A 21,292-nucleotide genomic window follows, 5' to 3' on the forward strand; every position below is an offset into this window, starting at 1 on the left:
ATTCCGCTGATGTACTCAGCGACTCTTTCAATCGCTACAATTGTTTTTAGAGATATACGCGTTTATCTGAGTAGATTTATATTGACTACTCACATTGACCATTTTAGCTTATTTAACAATAACGGCAGAATCGGATTAATCCTTTCTGTTAGAAAAATACACATTTCCTGAATTTGTCATTTCCAATCAAAAATAGGATTATATTTTTGGCTAACTAATAACATCTAGAATCAATCCTGACTGATTCTTACATCAATTTGCTAGAGAGACTGAAACCATGGTTGTGGGCCGCCCATCCTTCGTGTCGTCATTTCGCAGATCTATCTCTTTGTTAAACTGTCTTCGCAGAGGCCAGAGAAAACGCCAAAGCCGAAATAGAATCAAAAACTATGTGAGCACCTTTTCCACTGCCGAGCAGTTGGAAGACCGCACACTGTTGGCGGGAGCATCGCTGGTCAATATCGAACCGAATATCGACCTCTCACTCACCGACGGCGAGGTCTATCACGAAGCACCTCAGGAACTGACCTTCGTCTTTTCTCCCGGCCAGGAGATTGACCCCGCTTCGCTGGGAGGCATTCAGATTGTCCGCAGTGGTCAGGATGGAACCTTCGCAGATGGCAACGAAGTTATGATCGAGCCCGGCTACGTCGGTATCGGTGACAATCCAAATGAAGTCATCGTCCGCTTTGCCTCTGCCCTTCCCGACGATCATTACCAGATCACCATCTTTGGAACCGGTAACAATCCATTAGCCAATCTGAATGGTGATGCATTCCAGGATTTCTCTGACGATGGAATCCAGAACGGTGCCGATCAGATCATCAACTTCGAACTGGATCTGGGAGCGAAAGTTGTCGCTGTCGTCGCTCAGCCGGTTTTACGCGAGCAGGTTCTGTCTGTTGATGACGCCACTGCTCTGCAGGATGGAGACACTTTCACCATCACCGTGGGCGGTGCCTCTGTGGCTTTTGAGATGGACCTGAACGGTGGCGGTTTGAATGATGCGAACAATCTCCAGGTAGCTTATGCAGCTACAGATTCGGAATCTCAAGTCGCTTCAAGCATCCTGGAAGCCTTTAATAATTCCCTCCTGGCAACTGGTGGCTATGCGACGATTTCACAAAGTGGGACAGACCTGACGATCTCAGGTGATTCATTCACACCTGCGATCTCATTTTCTCTGACCAATCCTGCCGATCCCGGATTCTCCAGAGCAGATGGCAATCTGGTGGTCCGCGATGACCAGATCCTGGTCTATTTCAATGATGACGACCTGAATCCGGATCTGGCAAACGATCCCCGCTTTTACCAGATTATTGATACCTTTAATAATAATACTCCACTGCTGACGACCAGTTATACTGCCACTTATGATGCGCTATCGGACGTGACTGTACTGAAACTGTCCACGCCACTGGTTGCCGGGCATAATTATCGACTGCGTGTCGGTGTTTCTGATACGCCCTTTGAAGATACAGACATAGACACATACACAACTCTGGACATCGACAATGAAACGATTTCAATCCTCTCGGGCTCCGGCTCTACCGCACCTTCTGACGGATTATCGATTTCAAACCTGGATCTGAATGCTGATATCAGAAGTCTCGTCGTCGATGGCGCTGGAAACTATTACTTTATCTACAATGATGGCGGCACAGATCAGATTCTTCGCGTTGACCATTCATCCAATAAAATCAGCATCATTGGCAGTGGCCTGGGTCTCATAGAAATTCGAGATCTGGCGCTGGATACAGCCGGCAATCTGTATGTGGCTGCTGACAGCATTGTTTTGAAAATCGACTCTGTCACACAGCAGGCTACGCTGATCGCCGGTGGTGGTTCAGATAATACAGCCGATACGGGGGATGCCCCCACAGACCTGGCTCTAGTCAGTCCTGCTCAGCTAGCCATCGATAGCGCAGGAAATATTTCTTTTCAAGATTCAGGTGCTGGTCAGTTGATTCTGATCGATGGAGATTCAGGACTTGTTCTAGCAGGAGTTCCCACTCAATTTGGTACTTCTCCTTTCGAAATTAGCATGGATATCATTGATCTGGAATATGATTCCTGGGGCAATCTTTTCATTCTCACTTCCGGGTATACATCACCGCTCCCTTCTTACCCGGACTTAGACACAGGAATTTACTACATTGATTTTCACACAAGCCAGTCAGCTCCTTTCGGTCCTACAGTTCCTGACCTGAACTTTGATCCGGCTAATCCGACAAGTTTACTAATACCAGTAGCCGGTGGAGGAAGTACTCCCCTTGCCGACGGAGTTTTAGCAACTGATCTCAACCTGTCTACAGCCACAGACTTTACCTTCGATGCCAATGGCTATCTGATTTATTCCGACTCAACAGGCCACATTGTCAGATTAGATCCTTATGGCAATCCTGCCGAACGTTTTGTGGAAATCATTGCCGGTGGTGGTAGTGACTCGGCTACTGATATTCCGGCACCTGTCGCCACTGAAACTGATCTCGGAGATCTGAGGACCGTGGCAATGGGGACGGGTAACACCCCCTATTTCTTCGACACCACCTATAAGCAGTTGTTGAGTGTAGAAAATATTCCCGATCAGAACTCCTCATTTGATACCGCCACAAAGATCAATGGTACTAGTGTAGATGTTTCATCTGTATGGACTCCCGGTTCAGAAGAGTTTGTGATCACTTCTGAAATTCAACCACAGGGAATCGGCCTGCCTCCCCTGCCCGGTGGCAGAGATGAACCCGGCCACAGAGATTTACCTGCGAATCTGGATTCCCATATTGCGAACAGTGGTACCAACCCCGTTATATCGGGATCAATCACTGTAGCCTATTACAATTTCCGCGATTTCTATGGCATCGATGCACAAGGAAATCCATTACAGAATGCGATCACAGAGGAACAGAAACAACGCGCACGTGAAATTTTTGAAATTTATGCCTATTACACCGGTATCGAGTTTGTCGAATCGGCTAACCAGGGAATGACGATTGTTACCGGAGACTTGCGTGCGTCCGAAACTGGAATTCCTGTGGGTCCTGAAGGGGTACTTGGCCTGGCTCCTTTGGGCTCACTCTCTGGTAACATTGTTATGGACGCCACCGACTTTCAACTCCCTGAAGATAACGTCTTTGGGGGAGGCTGGATGGATACTGCGTTTCATGAAATCGGACACGCACTGGGACTCGGACATGCATATGATCTCCCTGCAATTATGGGGGGGGCAGAGACTCCGACTTCGGATGGTGATCTGCCGCAAGATCCTGGACAGACTGTCTATCCAGGTGACTACGATATCGATCATCTGCTTAGACTTTTTCGCAACGACGCTAATGATATCGACTTATACGAATTCCATCTGAACGAGTCAGGTAGATTTCGTGCTGAGGTTTTTGCGGAACGTCTTACCAATTCCAGTCTCCTTAACAGCGTACTTACGCTGTTTGATGAAGACCATAACGTCATCGCCCGCAATGACGACTACTTCAGTAATGACTCTTTACTGGAACTGAATTTAGCTGCGGGGACATACTTCATAGGGGTAACCAGCACCGGCAATGATAATTACAATCCGGAAATTGAAAACTCTGGCGATAACGGTTACACAGATGGTGTCTATGAGTTGAGACTCAACTTCGCTGCCGATCCAGTTGATGAAGCCCTTCCCACTTCAAATTCATTTTCAACCGATGAAGATCTCATAACCAGTGGCGACTTACTGTCGACTGATAATGGCGGGGGAGTTGACAGCGACCCGGATTCCAGCGATATCCTGACTGTAACGGAAGTTAATGGCGTCTCGGCGAGTGTTAATAATCAGATCGTGCTTGCCTCAGGTGCTCTGCTGACCGTCAACGCTGATGGAACCTTTGACTATGATCCCAATGGTGCCTTCGACTGGCTGGCCGTTTCTCAAACTGCTACCGATTCATTCACATACTCCATCGAAGATGGCAACGGCGGGACAGATACAGCCACTGTGACCATCACGATTAATGGCGTCAACAATGATCCCGTAGCCCAGAATGATGAATTTGACGTAAATACTTCCGGCACCTTTACCGGTAACCTCTTCCCGAATAACGGGAGCGGTGCTGACAGTGATCCTGACACCTCTGACGTACTTAGCATCTCACAAGTCAATGGCCTGGCTGGAAGTGTGGGTAACCAGATCACGTTGTCCTCCGGTGCCTTATTACAAGTCAACGCAGATGGTAGTTTTCTTTACAATCCCAATGGACTGTCTGGTACTAACACAGAAACCTTCAATTATCAGATCAGTGATGGAAACGGTGGCTTTGACACGGCGACCGTCACATTGAATCTATCCGACAATCTAACACCAATTGCAAATCCGGATGCTGTCGCCACTACGGAAGATGTACCGCTTAACAATATCGCTGTCTTATCTAACGATGACGATCCTGACGGAGATAATGCAAATCTGATTCTTGCCGGACTACCTGTTTCGACATCGGCACTCGGCGTCGCATTATCTGTGTCTGGCAATACGATCAACTATGATCCTGCAGGCATCCTGAATTATCTGTCTGCCGGTGAAAACGTCACCGACACCTTCACTTATATTGTAGAAGATGAAAGCGGACGACAATCACTGGGAACCGTCACTGTCACTGTGACCGGTATCAATCATATCCCGGTCGCTAACAGTGATGCAATTTCTGTCGATGAAAATGCCGCTGGCAGCGGTGACCTCTTCGCGGATAACGGTAGCGGTGCCGACAGTGATGCCGACCCGAACGATGTCCTCGTTGTGACACACCTGAATGGGATTGCCACAAGCAACGGTATTTCCATTATCGGGACACCGATCGCATTGAACTCCGGCGCCATCCTGACAGTCAACGCTGATGGCACCTACAACTACGATCCCAACGGTGCCTTCGAAAGCCTGGCAGTCACAGAAACAGCCAACGACAGTTTCACCTATACAATCAAAGATGGTAAAGGAGGAACGGCGACGACAACCGTATTTGTCACAATTAACGGTACCAATAATGATCCTGCCGTTTCAGCTGAGGTGACTGGCTCGATGACGGAAGACGATGCCGTGTTCACCCTGGAGCTCCTGACCAATGCCAGTGATCCGGATACGACAGACACGTTGAATGTCACTAATCTGACTCTGGTCAGTGGCGATGACGGGGGTGTAACAGACAATGGCAACTCACTGGATATTGACCCAGCTTTCTACAGTTCACTGGCAGAAGGCGAATCTGCTGTCATCGTTTATACCTATGATGTCATTGACGGCAATGGAGGCACAGTCTCACAGACCGCAACGATTACAATCACCGGAGTGAATGATCCCCCGTCTGCCAATGAGGACGCATTCGGAATCGTAAAACACCTGATCTTTAATGGTGACGTATTTACCGATAACGGTAGTGGTGCTGACAGTGATCCTGACACCACCAATGTATTATCTGTTGTTTCAGTAGAAGGAGTCACTACGAGTGTTGACAATCAAATCACACTCCTTTCGGGTGGCTTGCTCACTTTAAATCAAGACGGAACTTTCGAGTACGATCCAACGACGCGATCAGACTATGCAACCATTACAGGAATCACGACTGCCACCGAGACCTTTACTTACACGATTGACGATGGCTTTGGTGGCACTGATACGGCCACGGTGACCCTGACCATTTCGGAAAATCAATTGCCGGTCGCCAATGCGGATTCTCTTGCAACGGACGAAGACACCCCTCTTACCAATATCGATGTCGCAGGAAACGATTCTGATCCTGATGGTGTCGATGCGAATCTGAAGGTGATCGGCTTTACCAGCCCGACATCTGCCGGCGGTGCCACATTGACACTGAATGCGGATGGAACAATCAATTACGATCCCACCGGGAATTTCGATGCTCTCGACGCTGGGCAATTCGTAACGGCTGCAGACACCTTTTCCTATATTCTGGAAGATGAAAATGGAGAAACCTCTATAGGCACTGTGACCGTCGACATCACAGGTGTAAATGATCCTCCCGTTGCGACAGCTGATACATTGCAGACAAATGAAAGTGCGCCACTCAACGGAGACCTGTTCGCAGATAATGGAAATGGCATCGACAGTGATATTGACGACACGGATACATTCAGAGTTACTGAAGTAAATGGCGTCTCGGCGAGTGTGAATAATCAGATCGTACTTGCCTCGGGTGCACTGCTGACCGTGAATGACGATGGCACGTTTGAATATGATCCGAATGGTGTTTTTGCTAGTCTGGCTGTTTCTGAAACCGCGACAGACAGTTTCAGCTACACCATTGAAGATGGCAACGGCGGGAAAGACACAGCCACTGTGACTATTACAATCAATGGCGTCAACAACGGCCCCGAGGCCCAGGACGATGCATTTGATGTAAATAACACAGGCAGCTTTAGCGGGAACATCTTCCCGAATAATGGGAACGGAGCTGACAGCGATACTGACACCAGTGACACACTGATTGTTTCACAAGTCAACGGAGTAACAGTAGATGTGGGATCCCAAATCACACTGGGCTCCGGTGCACTGCTGACTCTGAATCAGGATGGGACATTTACGTATGATCCGAATGGTGTCTATGATTCCCTCACAGGGACAACCACTGAAACCTTTAATTATCAGATCAGTGATGGAAACAGTGGCTTCGACACGGCGACCGTCACATTGACTCTCTCCGATAATCTGATACCGATAGCCGGTCTGGATTCGATAGAAACCACGGAAAATACGACGATCAGCAACATTGACGTATTAGCCAATGATAGCTATCCGGGTGTAGGCCCAGTAAACTTAACCGTATCTTCTTTGCCGAGTCTGACATCGGCTCGCGGCGCTACTCTTAATCTGAATGGCGATGGCAGTATTGACTACAATCAGGGTAACCTGTTCAACTATCTGTCTGCCGGTGAAACCATTACAGACACATTCACCTATGTTCTGCAAGAGGATGGATTCGGACGACAATCGCTGGGAACCGTTACTGTCACGATTACCGGAGTCAACGACAGCCCGACAGCAAACGCGGATGCATTCACAACCGATCAGAACAGTTCGATCAGTGGTGACCTCCTGGCAGATAATGGCAGCGGTACAGACAACGATCCCGACACAAACGACACGCTGCTGATTACCCATATCAATGGAATCTCCACAAGTGGCGGCAATTCGATTATCGGAACCCCCATTTCTTTAAATTCCGGCGCCCTGCTCACTGTGAATGCAGATGGAACTTTCAGCTATGACCCCAACGGGGCTTTTGATCATCTGGCAGATTCTGAAACGGACATCGACAGCTTCACTTATATTATCAATGACGGACATGGCGGCACCGATTCCGCCACCGTCTTGATCACGATCAATGGTCTCAATAATGACCCCTCTGTCTCAGCGCCAGTCACTTCTATCGCCACCGAAGACACCCCCGCTTACAGCCTGAACCTGCTGACCAATGCCAGTGATCCTGATCTGTCAGACACTTTGAACGTCGACAGCCTGACTTGGATCAGTGGAGACGATAGTGGAGTCACAATCAATGGCAACGCGCTGGATATTGACCCCAGCGTTTACAGTGGACTTGCACTTGGCGAATCGACTGTCATTGTCTACTCGTATAATGTCGTCGATGACCTGGGAATCACCGTCCCGCAGACCGTTACAATTACCATCAATGGTCTGAACGATGCTCCCGTCGCAGTGGACGATACAATCAACACAGATGAAGATACCCCCGTGATTGACGGAAACGTCTTCAGCGCCAATCCGACCACTGCTGACAGTGACTTAGATTCTTCTGATTCATTCACTGTTACTAAAGTCAATGGTTCGCCTTTAAAAGTGGGCAACCAGATCACACTGGTATCGGGTGCACTCCTGACTGTGAACGCCGATGGAACCTTCACTTACGACCCCAATGGCGCATTTGAAAGTCTCGCTGCAACTGAAACTGATACAGATAGTTTCACTTACACAATCACAGATCAAAACGGGGCAACCGATACAGCAACCGTTACGATTGAAATCGCTGGCGTAAACGATGCACCTGTGGCTACGGATGAAGCAGCTGCACTTCTGCCAGCCACCAACGATACCATTGAAATTCTGCTGGATGAAACGGGAACACATTTCGATGGTGATTCTGATGGTATTCCCGGTGGTGCCTACGATTTCTTCTTTGTCGCGAGCGACGCTACCAATACGATTTATGTCGACAAGACCAACCCTGCCGTCGGTAATGGGACACTGGGTAATGCGTATTCCACAATTTCCGAAGCATTGAATAATGTAACTGCTTCGACACAGGTCATCCGTATTTTAGGTAATGGTGGTACTGATGGCGACCTGCGTACCACAGACGACAGTGACAACTACCTGATTGGTTATGATGACGACTTCAACGTCCTGGCAGACGGGGAATCCATTATTGTTCCACAAGGCGTGACCGTGATCATCGACCAGGGTGCCGTCATCAAGCTGCAGAATACCGTGATCGACGTCGGCAGTTCCTCGACTCTCGAAGATCGCAGCCACGCTGCCCTGCAGATTCTGGGGACTCCTGATGCACAGGTAGTCCTGACTGCGTACGGAAACGACGCAGTCGGTGGCGACGATGATGGCCCCTCCGATGGTGCCAATGCCGGTGACTGGGGTGGTATTATCTTCCGTGCCGACTCCGACTATGAAGACGACTCTGTCTTCCTGAATTACATCGCCAATGCCGATATCAGCTATGGTGGTGGTCAGGTATTTGTCAATTCAGTGCTTCAGACGATTGCTCCGATCCATATCCAGGAAGCACGTCCCACGCTGGCATACAATACGATCACTAACAGCGCGAATGCCGCGATCTCAGCAGATCCTAACAGTTTTGATGTCACTCTAATGAAGAATGGTGATTTCAACCATGATCAGACATTGAAGCGAAACGGTCCTGATATTTACGGTAACACAATTATCGACAACTCACTCAACGGTTTGTTCATTCGCAGTGAAACACTGTTTGGACAGGACATCGACAAAGTTAACGTCACGGCACGTTTTGACGATACCGACATCGTCCACATCATTACAGAAAACCTGTTCATCGAAGCCGGAACGGGTGGCCCCATCGATACGGGAACAGGCTTGCAGGCACGTTACAGTGGCAGCGTCATCTTTGATGCCGGCATGGTCGTGAAACTCGGGGGAGCCCGAATTCAGACAGGTCGAGGGAACGCGGGCATCATTGCAGAAGGTACTGAAGAGTCTCCTGTTATCTTCACGTCATTGTATGATGACCGCTACGGTGCCGGTGGAACATTCGATACGACCAACGACGACAGCCAGGGTGTAAACGAAAGTCAAGCGGAGGCAGGTAACTGGGGGGGAATCATTCTCAACCAGACTTCTTATGGATCTATTGACCATGCCATTATCGCCTATGGAGGCGGTGAAGTTCCCCTGGAAGGATTTTCAGATTTTGTCAACGCCATCGAAGTCCATCAGGCTGATCTGCGTTTAACCAACACATTATTCGAAAGAAATCAAGGAAACGCTTCCTCTACAGACCGCAACGGCCTCGGCATAAATGAAGCAACCACGATCTTTGTGCGTGGTGCCCAGCCTATTATTGTCAACAACCGTTTCGTCAATAATGGCGGCAGTGTGATCGACATTAATGCCAACTCTCTGAAGTCAGATATCCTGGACGACTATGGACGATCAACTGGTCCCATCGACGCCTTTGACTATCTGGCTGGCAACGCAGGCCCCATGGTTCGCCTGAATCAGTTCCTGATAGATGACCCGGATGTAGATGGCATTCTGGGAATGGTCGTTCGTGGGGAACTGCTGACTGTCGAATCCGTCTGGGACGATACGGACATTGACCATATCTTAAACAACACAATCACCGTTGATAATTTCCACACATACGGCGGCTTACGGCTTCAGAGTTCAACAGATGCCAGCCTGGTTGTCAAACTGAGTTCCGGTGCCGGTTTCACGGCGACTGGGCATGGTGCAAATATCGACGACCGTATTGGTGGTATCGTGCAGATCCTTGGTACGCCGCAAAATCCAGTTGTTCTAACATCCATTTATGACGACACCATTGGTTCCGGAATCGATCTGGATGGAAATAGCGTAACCAGAACATTTGTTGACAATACATTTAGCACGCAATCCGATCCGGCAGCCGGTGACTGGACTGGGCTGCAGTTCCTGGAAATGAGCCACGATCGTAATGTCGCCATCTATAATGAAAATGAGCTGGCAGTGCTGGATGGCAATGGTGACATCAATGCCCTCATCCGCAAAGCTCAATTCCTGGGAGAACTGGCGCCGGATGAAAAGAGTGGAGATGAGAACCGCAGACTTGGTTTCGAAGTCCATGGCTCTATCGCCAGTAACAACTCAAATGATCAAGATATCTACAGCTTTAATGCCGAAGCGGGTACTCAAATCTGGATCGACATCGACCGGACCAACCTCGCGCTGGATACTGTCATTGAACTGCTGGACCCACTCGGACGTGTCATCGCAGTGGCCAATACTAACACCGATGGCGTTGCAGGAACGGCTCCATTTGCGACGACTCCAAACCCCTTGATTGAGAATCCTAATTTCGGTGGCGACTTCTACTCGAGCAATCCCAATGATGCCGGTATGCGAATTGTACTTCCCGGCATGGACGGAATCCTGACGACGTATTTCGTCCGGGTCAGCAGTAACGGGGGACAATCTCATGGCGAGTACCAACTACAGGTACGACTGCGACAGGTAGATGAAGAGCCCGGTTCTACCGTCCGTTATTCTGATATCCGCTACGCCACAGACGCCATTTATCTGGCAGGCCTTCCAGCTCACTCCCCTCTGGTGAATGAAACCGTTGAAATCGGATCAGGAATCCAGAACCTGGGAAATCTACTGGCCAGCGACCGGAATACGATTGGCGTGAGTGGCGAACTTACCTCTGAAGGTGAAGTCGATTTATATGAGTTCGAGATCACCTTTGAAGACCTCCAGGGAGCCGAAGACGTCAATGACGGTGGAAAAACCTGGGCAACGGTATTCGATATCGATTATGCAGACGGACTTGGTCGAGCAGATACAACGCTCTCAGTCTTTGATTCCAACGGGAGACTCATTTTTGTCAGCCGTGAATCGAATGTCGCCGACGATCAGCCGGGCATCGGACAGGGAGCGGATGCGGATGATCTGACCCGAGGTTCATTCGGCACACTCGATCCGTTCATCGGCAGTGTTCAACTTCCGGAAGCCGGCAGGTATTATGTCGCCGTCACATCCAACACTCGACTCGCGTCATCCTTGCAATCAACCTACAACGGCTCAAACTCGAATGCTCAGGTTCGCCTGGAACCAATTAACTCCCTCCAGCGAATTGTAGAAGATCACATCGGTTCTCAGGGTTACTCGTCGAATGGAGTCGATATTGAACCAGACACTCAACTGTTTGATATCACTGATAGTGAAATTGACACTCACGTCACCGGATTTGATCTGTCCGATGTCGTGCTCTTCACTACCAATGGTTTGAATTTGTCGACAATGGATCCTCAGTATGGAAACATTGAAACTTCCATTGGAAACGTAACAGGCGTTGATTCAACGCATCAGATTTCTGACATTGTAATGCGATCTGATGGTAGACTGTTCGGTATCATAAATAATCAGTTAATTGAAATCGATTCTTCAGGAAATTTACCTGACAATCCTGTTGGCACAGTAAACATAACTACTATTTCAGGAAATCAACTTCTTGGAACTCAATACACTCAAGGAACTGCAAATCTCAGCAGGCAACTAAAACTCCTTACTAATGCCCCTGTAGACTCTGATACACGTAGTATCGAGGCAATGACATATGCACGTGTAGGAAGTACAAGTACAACTCCTACTTACGAGTTATATTACGCGGTAACAGAATCAGGGCGTGATAATTCAGGAAATAGCGTTCAATTCCAAAAATTATATGAAGCAACCCCTGCTACAGGAGCTGTTATTGGAAATAGTAATAGTAGTGGCACACTCGTGAATGGCTTCCGCGGTTATCTGCTTCAGGGAAACAATATTACTGCAGCAAATGTTTCTACAGGAGAAATCACTGATACTAATTCCACACCGCGCAGGGGTACATTATATTTTGAATCTGTCGTGCCTGGTGAGAGCGGTGAAAATATTCAGGTCCGATTTCAGCACGGTACCTCTAACTCAATCAGTGTAGGTACAGCTTCTATTACAATCACATTAGATGGGGATAGTAGTGGCTCTACTTCGTGGAATCTTGGACAGATTGTTGCTCAAATAAATGATTCGCTATCAGCCAAACAATATATCAGGGCTGGAATGATTGGAAATGCCAGTACGAATGGCTATCAGGCACTTGGGCTCGGTACAACAACTCCTAGAACATATACCACAATTAATGGAAATGGGACGCCAGTTTTTGATGATTTGGTTACTGGTATGGCCTTCAAATCTTTTAACTCAAGTCCTAATGGGGGGACTCCTTTATACGGTGTAACAGAAAATGGAAATGTTCTAGAAATTAATGTTTCCAGTACAGACAACACCAGTGCACAACTACGACAAAGTTATGGACTCAATTTTTCTGGAGCTGCCTTAGGTCCCCAAAATCTTTTTGAAAGTACATACAAAAATTATGTGTTTGCAGTTACTGAGTCCGGGGAACTTGTTGCGCTTGACACTAATAACAACGGCGCTCTGGTAAGCGTATTTGGGAATAATGGCACCGAACAATCATCTGATGCTACTAGTTCAAGTTCAGGTATTGCCTTCTCACCCTTGGACTTTAATCTCTGGCATACGACACAACGTCAGGGGACAACAGCCGGACACGGTATTAATGCTGCCCCCGATAACAGCCGTCTGCCTAGTGAAGTTGATCTGACACTGGATAAAGAAAATTCCGATAATGATTTTTCTCAGCAGGATGGGGCGATCAGCTTTTACTTTGGTCTGGAACAATACCATATACCAGGATCATCGACACAAAATTCATACTTAACTTATACGCCAGGAGCTGATAATTCACAGTATGGAATTTATAACAATGATGTTCTATTTGACCTGACCAGTAACTCTAATATTGGTAATAACGTTAATCTTCCCGGGGGCGCTCTGGGAAGTCTGACAACCAACACATTCAGTCTGGATGGTTATTCAGCCAATGATGCACCTACCATTTATTTCAATTATTTTCTGGACACTGAGAGAACAAATTCATCTACAACTAACCAGATGCGAGACAGCGCCCGTGTTTATTTACAGGATCAATTTGGTACCTGGCACTTAATTGCAACAAACAACTCTACAAAATCAACTTCAACTGACAATTGGGAATTGCCTACGTATATCACGCACACAGCATCGGAAAATACGAACGGCGATGATACTGGTCGTGATTACGTTCAGGAACTTTTCGACACTGCGAATAATGTCTGGCGTCAGGCGCGCATCGATCTGTCTGCTTTTGCCGGTCAGTCCGGTTTAAAGCTCCGCTTCGATTACAGTACTGCCGGGTCGATTGGTGAGCATGGAGACTTTGATTCAGACATACACGGTAACGTCGAGTCTGCGTTTAACAGCAGCAGACGTGGGCAGAACAACACGGGCGAAGGGTTTTACATCGACGATATCATCGTTGGTTTTGCTGAACGTGGTGAGATGGTCACCAACGCAAACGTATCAACGGCTTTCTTCGATGTTTACGGAACAGGGAATACTGAATCCAGCAATGCCGCCAATGAGTTGCTGACAGGAAGTTACAACCTTGAAATCAGGCGTGGTACAGAATATGGAGTCCTTCCCGACAAAACCGAGTCGAACATTCAGATCGCCAGACTCTTCGACACGAATGATCGACTGGTGGCAGAAGATGGCTTACTGGGAGATGACAACTTCCATCGCGAACAGGGTATGGTCCTGATTGAAGGGAACCAGATCCAGAGTTCTCGAAATGGTATTGTCGTCGAAACCGTACGTGGCGATGTCTTTGAAGGCTACTTCCCTCATCAGGGGGGAACGCGGGTCTTGCCGACTTTGAATACTCAGCTGTTGGCTCCCGGGGCAGTACTGCAGAACAATCTCATTGTTAATTCAACGTTCGCTGGCATTGACCTTACTGGAGATATTCTCTTCCCGGAAAGTGTGATTCCTGTCGTCAAAGTTGTGAATAATACGATCTATGGTGGTCTGGAGGGAATCAATGTCTTTAGTCGTATCAGTGCAACGATTGTCAATAATATCGTTGCCGAGGCCGTCAATGGTATCAACGTTCAGACAATCGGTGGTGCTTCTGTCGTAGTTGACGCAAACCTGTTCCAGGGGAACCTGGTAAACGGAACCGTGGGCACCCACGCGATTGAATTACTGGATACCGATGCACTGTTTGTTGATGCTGCTGCTGGAAACTTTTACCTGGCTGATAATTCGAAAGCCATCGACAGTTCTCTAAACCGTCTGGCTGATCGTCCGCTCTTTACCGCTGTGAAAACACCGCTGGGAATCCCGGCGTCTGACGTATTTGCCCCCAGCTATGATGTCTTCGGCCAGCTGCGTATTGACGATGCGAGCCAGACACCTCCTCCGGGGCTCGGATCGAACGTGTTCAAGGATCGTGGTGCAATTGAAAGAGCTGATTTTGTCGGCCCGACAGCTACCATCACTTTACCACCAGATAATGATGTGAATGGACTCGACCTGGACCCAGTCGCTACTCAGGTCTACATTGCAAATCCGGAACTGTTTACCAGCATGATTGTTGAACTGCGGGACACCGGCATTGGCATTGACGATGCTCAGATTAACTCCTCGCAGTTCATCCTGACCGCACAAACCAGCACTGGAACACGGACACTGGTGGAAGGGGTTGACTATCTCTTCAGTTATAACTCAAACACCAATGAAGCGATTTTCTCGGCAGTTGCTGGTGTCTTTGAACTGGATACGCGTTATACAATCAATGTCGATAATTCTGCTGCTACAGGAATCACCGACCGTGCCGGCAATCTGCTGCAACCAAACCAGACTGACTTGACCACCTCGTTTGCGATTGTCGTTACAGACGGGGCCAACGACCCACCGCTCAATAACTTCAACGGGACGCCAATTCCAGACAGTCCAAATACTGCCGTCAGTACGGAGTCGGAAACGCCGCTATACTTCGGCACCGCCTATGGAAATGCGTTAACAGTTTCAGACCCGGATGCGTTTCTGGGGGATGGACTGGTCGAAGTCACTTTAACCGCCGCCAATGGAACTTTAACATTGGGTTCAACAGCCAATGTGCAGATGATCGTTGGAACCGGAACCGGAGGCGAAACCACGTTCACTTTCCGAGGGTTAATTGACGATGTAAACACGGCCCTGGAAAATACCATCTGGACTCCTGTTTCCGGTTATTATTCATCCATGTCTGGCGCTACGCCAGCCACGCTGACGATGACCACCAGCGACCTGACCAACTTTGACGGTCCGGCAGAATTCGACATAGATGTCATCGACATCACCGTCAACGATCCTCCAGCTGTTCAGTTTGAATCAGCAACGTACTCAGTCACCGAAACAGACCAGGGTACGATCACAACTATCAATATCACCCTGACTCGAGATAAAATTGGGGCTGAATCCACCGTTCTGATATCAGACCTTAAAACGGGAACAGCGACTTCTGGCGTCGATTACGTCGCGATTAATGACGACACACCTGTGACATTTGCTGCTAATCAATCTACGGCGACTTACACCATCACGATCATTGGTGATGATGTTGTCGAATTTAATGAAACGATTGATCTGGCGATTACCGATGTCACGTTTAATGCAGTAATTGGTACTCAGAATACCGCTGTCGTCACCATCGACGACAATGACTTCGCGATCTTGAACATTGATACGGTTATTCAGGATGAAGGTGATACGACAGGCAATTTGCAGTTTACCGTTACTCTCTCCAACCAGGTTGACACCGCAGTCACACTGGATTATTCCACTGCTGATGGAACCGGTACAACTGGTGCAGTAAATACAGGTAACAACGTTGGCGAGAACGACTATGAAGCGATCACCAATGGCTCAATCATCTTTAATGCACTCACCCAATCCGCTACTTTCCTCGTCCAGGTAAACGGTGACGAAACCGTCGAACTGGATGAGTATTTCGATGTCATCATCAATTCGATCTCCGCCAGTGGCCTGGACGTAAGGTTCGGAACCGACGGTCGCGGAGTAATCAATAATGATGATTCAGCGATTTTGTCTATCACTGGCAATGACGTTCAGGAATCTGACGACGGTTTCACGACCACAATGACCTTTACACTCAGTCTGGATCACGAGGTTGCGGGCACGATTGAAATCGATGCTGCAACACTGGATCTGGAAGCAACAGTTGCTGACAATGATTATATTTCATCTAGTGATACAATCATTTTCGCCGCGGGTTCTACCTCCGATACGTTTACCGTCACGATCATTGGCGACGATACTGTTGAACTTGACGAACGTTTAACCGTCCTGCTCAGCAATCTTGTGAACGTCCAGAACTTCGACGTGGAACTAGCTGGTGGAGGTTTAACAACCGAAGCGACGGGAACAATACTTAACGATGAGCAGGCATTGTTTAATATCCAGGATGTAAGCCGGAATGAAGAAGCAGGTTCGATTACATTTACGGTTGAGATGGATCACGAAGTTGATACAGAAGTTTCGATCAATGTCAACACAGCGGATGGCACTGCCCTCTCCAATGCGCTCTCAGGCTTTGATTCTGACAATGACTACACCCCGGTCTCAGATCATGAATTGATCTTCGGTAAAGGTGAAAGATTCAAGACATTTACTGTCTTCATCAACAATGACAATGTCGTTGAATTAGACGAAGAGTTCACTGTTTCACTTGATGAAAACAGCCTGTCCGCTGGTAACCGTGCTGTCCTCCTCACCGATCTCATTGGAGACCCCCTGGGAAAAACCTCGGCAACCGGTACGATTAAAAACACGGACACTGCTCAAGTCAATATCTCCCGAGTATCTCAAACCGAAGAAGCTAACGGCAGTGTATTCCAATTCACGGCAAGCCTGACGGCACCGGTAGATACGACGATCACTTTAACTGCGGACGCCGAGGGTCTGAGTGCGTCAGAACTCTTAGCATTCCCAGGGCTCGATGCCGCACTTGCTGATATCGATTTTCTAACAACCGGTTCCCCCTATACGATTACGTTTAACAAAGAAGAGCAGACATTCCACTTTGATGTCGATGTGGTCAATGACAGCATTGTGGAATTGAACGAAGTCTTCAAAGTTTCAATGGATAACCTGGCAACAAACAGCAGGAATGTCACATCGGGAACCGAAGGCATCGGAATCATCCAGAACGGTCTCGATAAAGGAATCATCAGCGTCACTTCTGCATCAATCAATGAAGGAACTCCTGCTCCAAACACGCCGCCTGGATACACCAGCCTGACGTTTAATGTCAATCTTTCCGCGGCAATCTCTCAGAATGTCAGTTTCACCGCATCTACGGCGGACGGTATAAATCTGCCTGGATCGGCTATTGGAAATGCAACGGTTGCCGATGGTGATTATATTTCTGTCAGTCCTCAAGTGTTTACATTTGCCGGAAATGCGACATCACTTTCTCCGCCAACAACTCAAACCTTTACCGTTTTGATTGCCGAGGATCACAAGGTAGAGCGAGACGAAGTTTTCAGAGTACTTTTGAGCCAGTTGAATAATGCCGGGCTGAATGTTTCTCTGTCACCCACCGTCGCGACCGGTACCATCATCAACGATGATCATGCGACGATCACCATCAATGATGTGACCCAGCTCGAATCAGACGGCGATATGACATTTACCGCAACACTGTCTAACCCGGTCGACACGGATATTTCAGTTGAGATTTATACGGAAGCAGTCTCTTCGCTCTTAGATGAGAACGACTACACGGCAATCGACGTTGATCAACCACTGATTCTGAACTTTAATACGACAGATCCATTAACCAAGAATTTCACGATTCATATCAACAATGAAGATGTCGTGGAAGGTGATGAAGAGTTCTCCGTCCTGTTCGGTATCCTGGATAACGTGGGGCGTGATGTATCGAAATCCACCATTCCTTTAACCGATATTGCTGCAACAGGAACGATCCTCAACGACGACTCGGCGACCCTGTCAATCTCTCCTGTGATTGGCACGGAAAACGACAGTCCCTTCCAGTTTATCGTTACACTGTCCAACCCGGTTGATATTGATATTACCGTCGATGCGGCAACCTTTGATGGTACTGCCATCGCATTAGACGACTACTCCCCGTTCGCTGATACTTTGACGTTTCTTGCATATGAAACTCAACAGATAGTCAATGTCAACGTGACTCCTGATACGATTGTGGAAAGTCCGGAAACCTTTGACCTGACCCTGTCGAGTCTGCAGGCCGGCACACGTTCGGTCTACCTGACCAGCATTGATTCTCGCAGTAGCTCTGCAACGACAGATGCGGCTATTGCCGTCGATGTTGTGGGGAACTACGCCTACATTGCTGACCGGGATGGCGGATTACAGATCTTCGATATCAGTAATCCCTCCAGCCCGGTTCACGTCGGTGCCTACGACTTTAACCAGCAGGGAATTGCCCAGGGAATTGATGTCGTCGGCAACCTGGCGTATCTGGCAGTTGGCGAAGCAGGTTTACAGATCATTGACATCTCGAACCCTGCGAATCCCACATTTGTAGGCAGCATAGCCACTCCCGCCCGTGCCCGTGGCGTTTTTGTCGAGGTAAAAGGTGCCCAGACACTGGCATACGTTGCTGACGATAGTGGAAACGGTGGTGGATTACAGATCATTGATATAACAAATCCTGTCTCGCCCACGATTTTAGGCAGCTTTGGAGTTTCCACTCCCGGTGGACTGGCAGGTGGTGTCATTGTGAGAGACGACATAGCCTATGTCACAGACGGTAATAATGGGCTGCATATCATCGATGTTTCAGATCCCACACTTCCCAATGGAAATTTGACACATCACAAGACAGTCGCTACGCCCGGTGGTGCCGCGATCGGTCTCGATATTGTGGGAGACTTTGCCTATGTGGCGAATCGTGAAGGTGGTGTGCAGGTTATCGATATCTCTGACCCGTTTAACGCGTCACCTCACCATACTCTGGATACTCCCGGTATCGCCTCTGGTGTGAAGGTCGTTGGTAACTTTGCTTATGTGACTGATGGAACAGCAGGTCTACAGGTCATCGATTTAGCATTAGGCTATATTGCGAACACGTTTGATACCCCCGGCAGTGCCCGCAGTCTGTTCGTGACAGGTACACTTGCGTTTGTCGCGGATACCTTCAGCGGCTTACAGATTCTGGAATTCTCTCCTTCCGCAACCGCCACCGGTACCATTCTGGATCCTGCTGGCCCACCATTGACCGGGACGGCATCTCCGAATACCACTATCAGTACTTCGCTGGTGACAACGCCAACAGCAACCGATGCGAATGGCGAAACCGATTCTGTGCCTGACAGTGTGGACTGGATCGATGAATGGGACAGCTTCTGGGTTGAAGTCTGGGGTAATACCAGCGATGGTTCGGGCATCAGTGGCGGTAACTTCGATCTGGAATACAATACTGACTACTTTACCGCAACCGAGGTCGAGTTTGGTTCTGCTTTTGGTGGTTCCAGTTCAGCCAGCATTGATGATCAGGCGGGCATCGTCTCCGGTATCAGCGGTCAGAACGGCCAGGGGAACCTCGGTGGCAGTGGACAGGTCCTGCTGGCACGCGTCAAATTTGAATCGATTGGCGAGGATAACGTTGCCATCGATCAAGTGACCGGCTTCCTCGGCCCGCATAACCTGGGTATCCGAGTCATCAACGCCTCTCTGGATGTCACTGACTTTGGTGGCGTCACTGCTTCTACGGGCGAAATACTGGATACAGAACTCTGGGCTGTGCCGTTCGACCTGAACGATGATGGTCTTATCAATTACCGTGACCTGATCACACTGACTTCCTTCTATGGTACTTCCGTGGTAGATGCAAAGTCTGGTCTTGCCTGGTCGCTTGACTTTGACAAGAGCGGTCTGGTGAACTATCGAGACCTGATTTTCCTGGTATCGAATTACGGCAAATCCAGAGACAACGGACAACAGGTTTCCTTCCCGCCTAACTTCCCGCAGGAATGGTATGGGTCTGAGATCACCACCGCTGGTAGCGACAGTCTGTCGACATTGATTGATGCAGCCACCGATGAATGGAAAACCGCAACAGGAAATCCTGACCTGGCGGTTCAAGTCGTCGTAACTGACCTGGGTGGTCAACAACTGGGTGAAGGCCATATTCTGGAACTTGATGAAAACGGGATTCCGGTTAAAGGTCGTATTTACATCGATGACGATGCCGGCGGCCTGGGCTGGTACTCCTCTGTGGATAGTCAGGCATTCGACAGTAATGGCCTGGCGATTGCCGGCTCGGCTGCAGAAGGTCACTATGATCTCTATACGGTGCTTCTGCATGAAATCGGTCACGCTGCCGGCTTCACAACAAGTTATTCCGCTTACACGGATCATGTAGAAACCAGTGATACCGGACAGGTTCAATTTGTCAGCTGGGATTTTGTTGCTCCACTGTCTGATGACGGGCTGCATATCGACGAAACGTTCTATCCGGACGACATCATGGGTGCTACCCTGGATCCATCTACCAGGAAGATGATCTCCGCACTGGATATTCAAATACTGCAGGCCGCTTACAACAGTGCAGACGGAGCAGTAATCGTTCCATTGAGTGCACCATTGACGGCTACCACGATACAAAGCCTTTCAACAGCCACTACTGCACCTGCAGAACAACCCCAGGTTCCTGTTTCGAAACCTGTTGTTGCACCAGAGCAGCAGCAAATCGCCTCTGAAACATCTCAACCAGCGGAACTGCAGTCAGACGAGTTACCATCCTGGTATCTGAGCCCTGCATTGCCACCTTCAGGTTCAAGCCTGATTGTGAAACAGTCCGTGGACCAGGATCTTCAGATCGGTTCCCTGTTTGATGTCACTTATGAAACAGATCTATCAGACGACCTGGAACCAGAAGATTCTACCTTGGAACTGAGCCTGAATCCTGAATTTGATCTGGATGATGTTCGGGATTCCGAAGTTGTCGATGAAGAACTGGATAGTGTATTTGCCGACTGGTCTGGCCCACTGATTTAAGCGACCGTCGACGAATCGATTCCATAGAAACCCAAGAGG

At 48.6% G+C, this 21,292-nt stretch carries 1 protein-coding gene; it reads left to right on the forward strand.

Going from position 1 to position 21,292, the window contains the following annotated elements:
- Positions 1 to 391: 391 nt before the first annotated feature.
- Positions 392 to 21,253, forward strand: coding sequence for an Ig-like domain-containing protein (locus tag ACN0YN_RS18830; protein WP_417386550.1), 20,862 nt, complete (start codon positions 392 to 394; stop codon positions 21,251 to 21,253).
- Positions 21,254 to 21,292: the final 39 nt, after the last annotated feature.

Source organism: Gimesia sp., from assembly GCF_048260065.1.
GTDB lineage: Bacteria > Planctomycetota > Planctomycetia > Planctomycetales > Planctomycetaceae > Gimesia.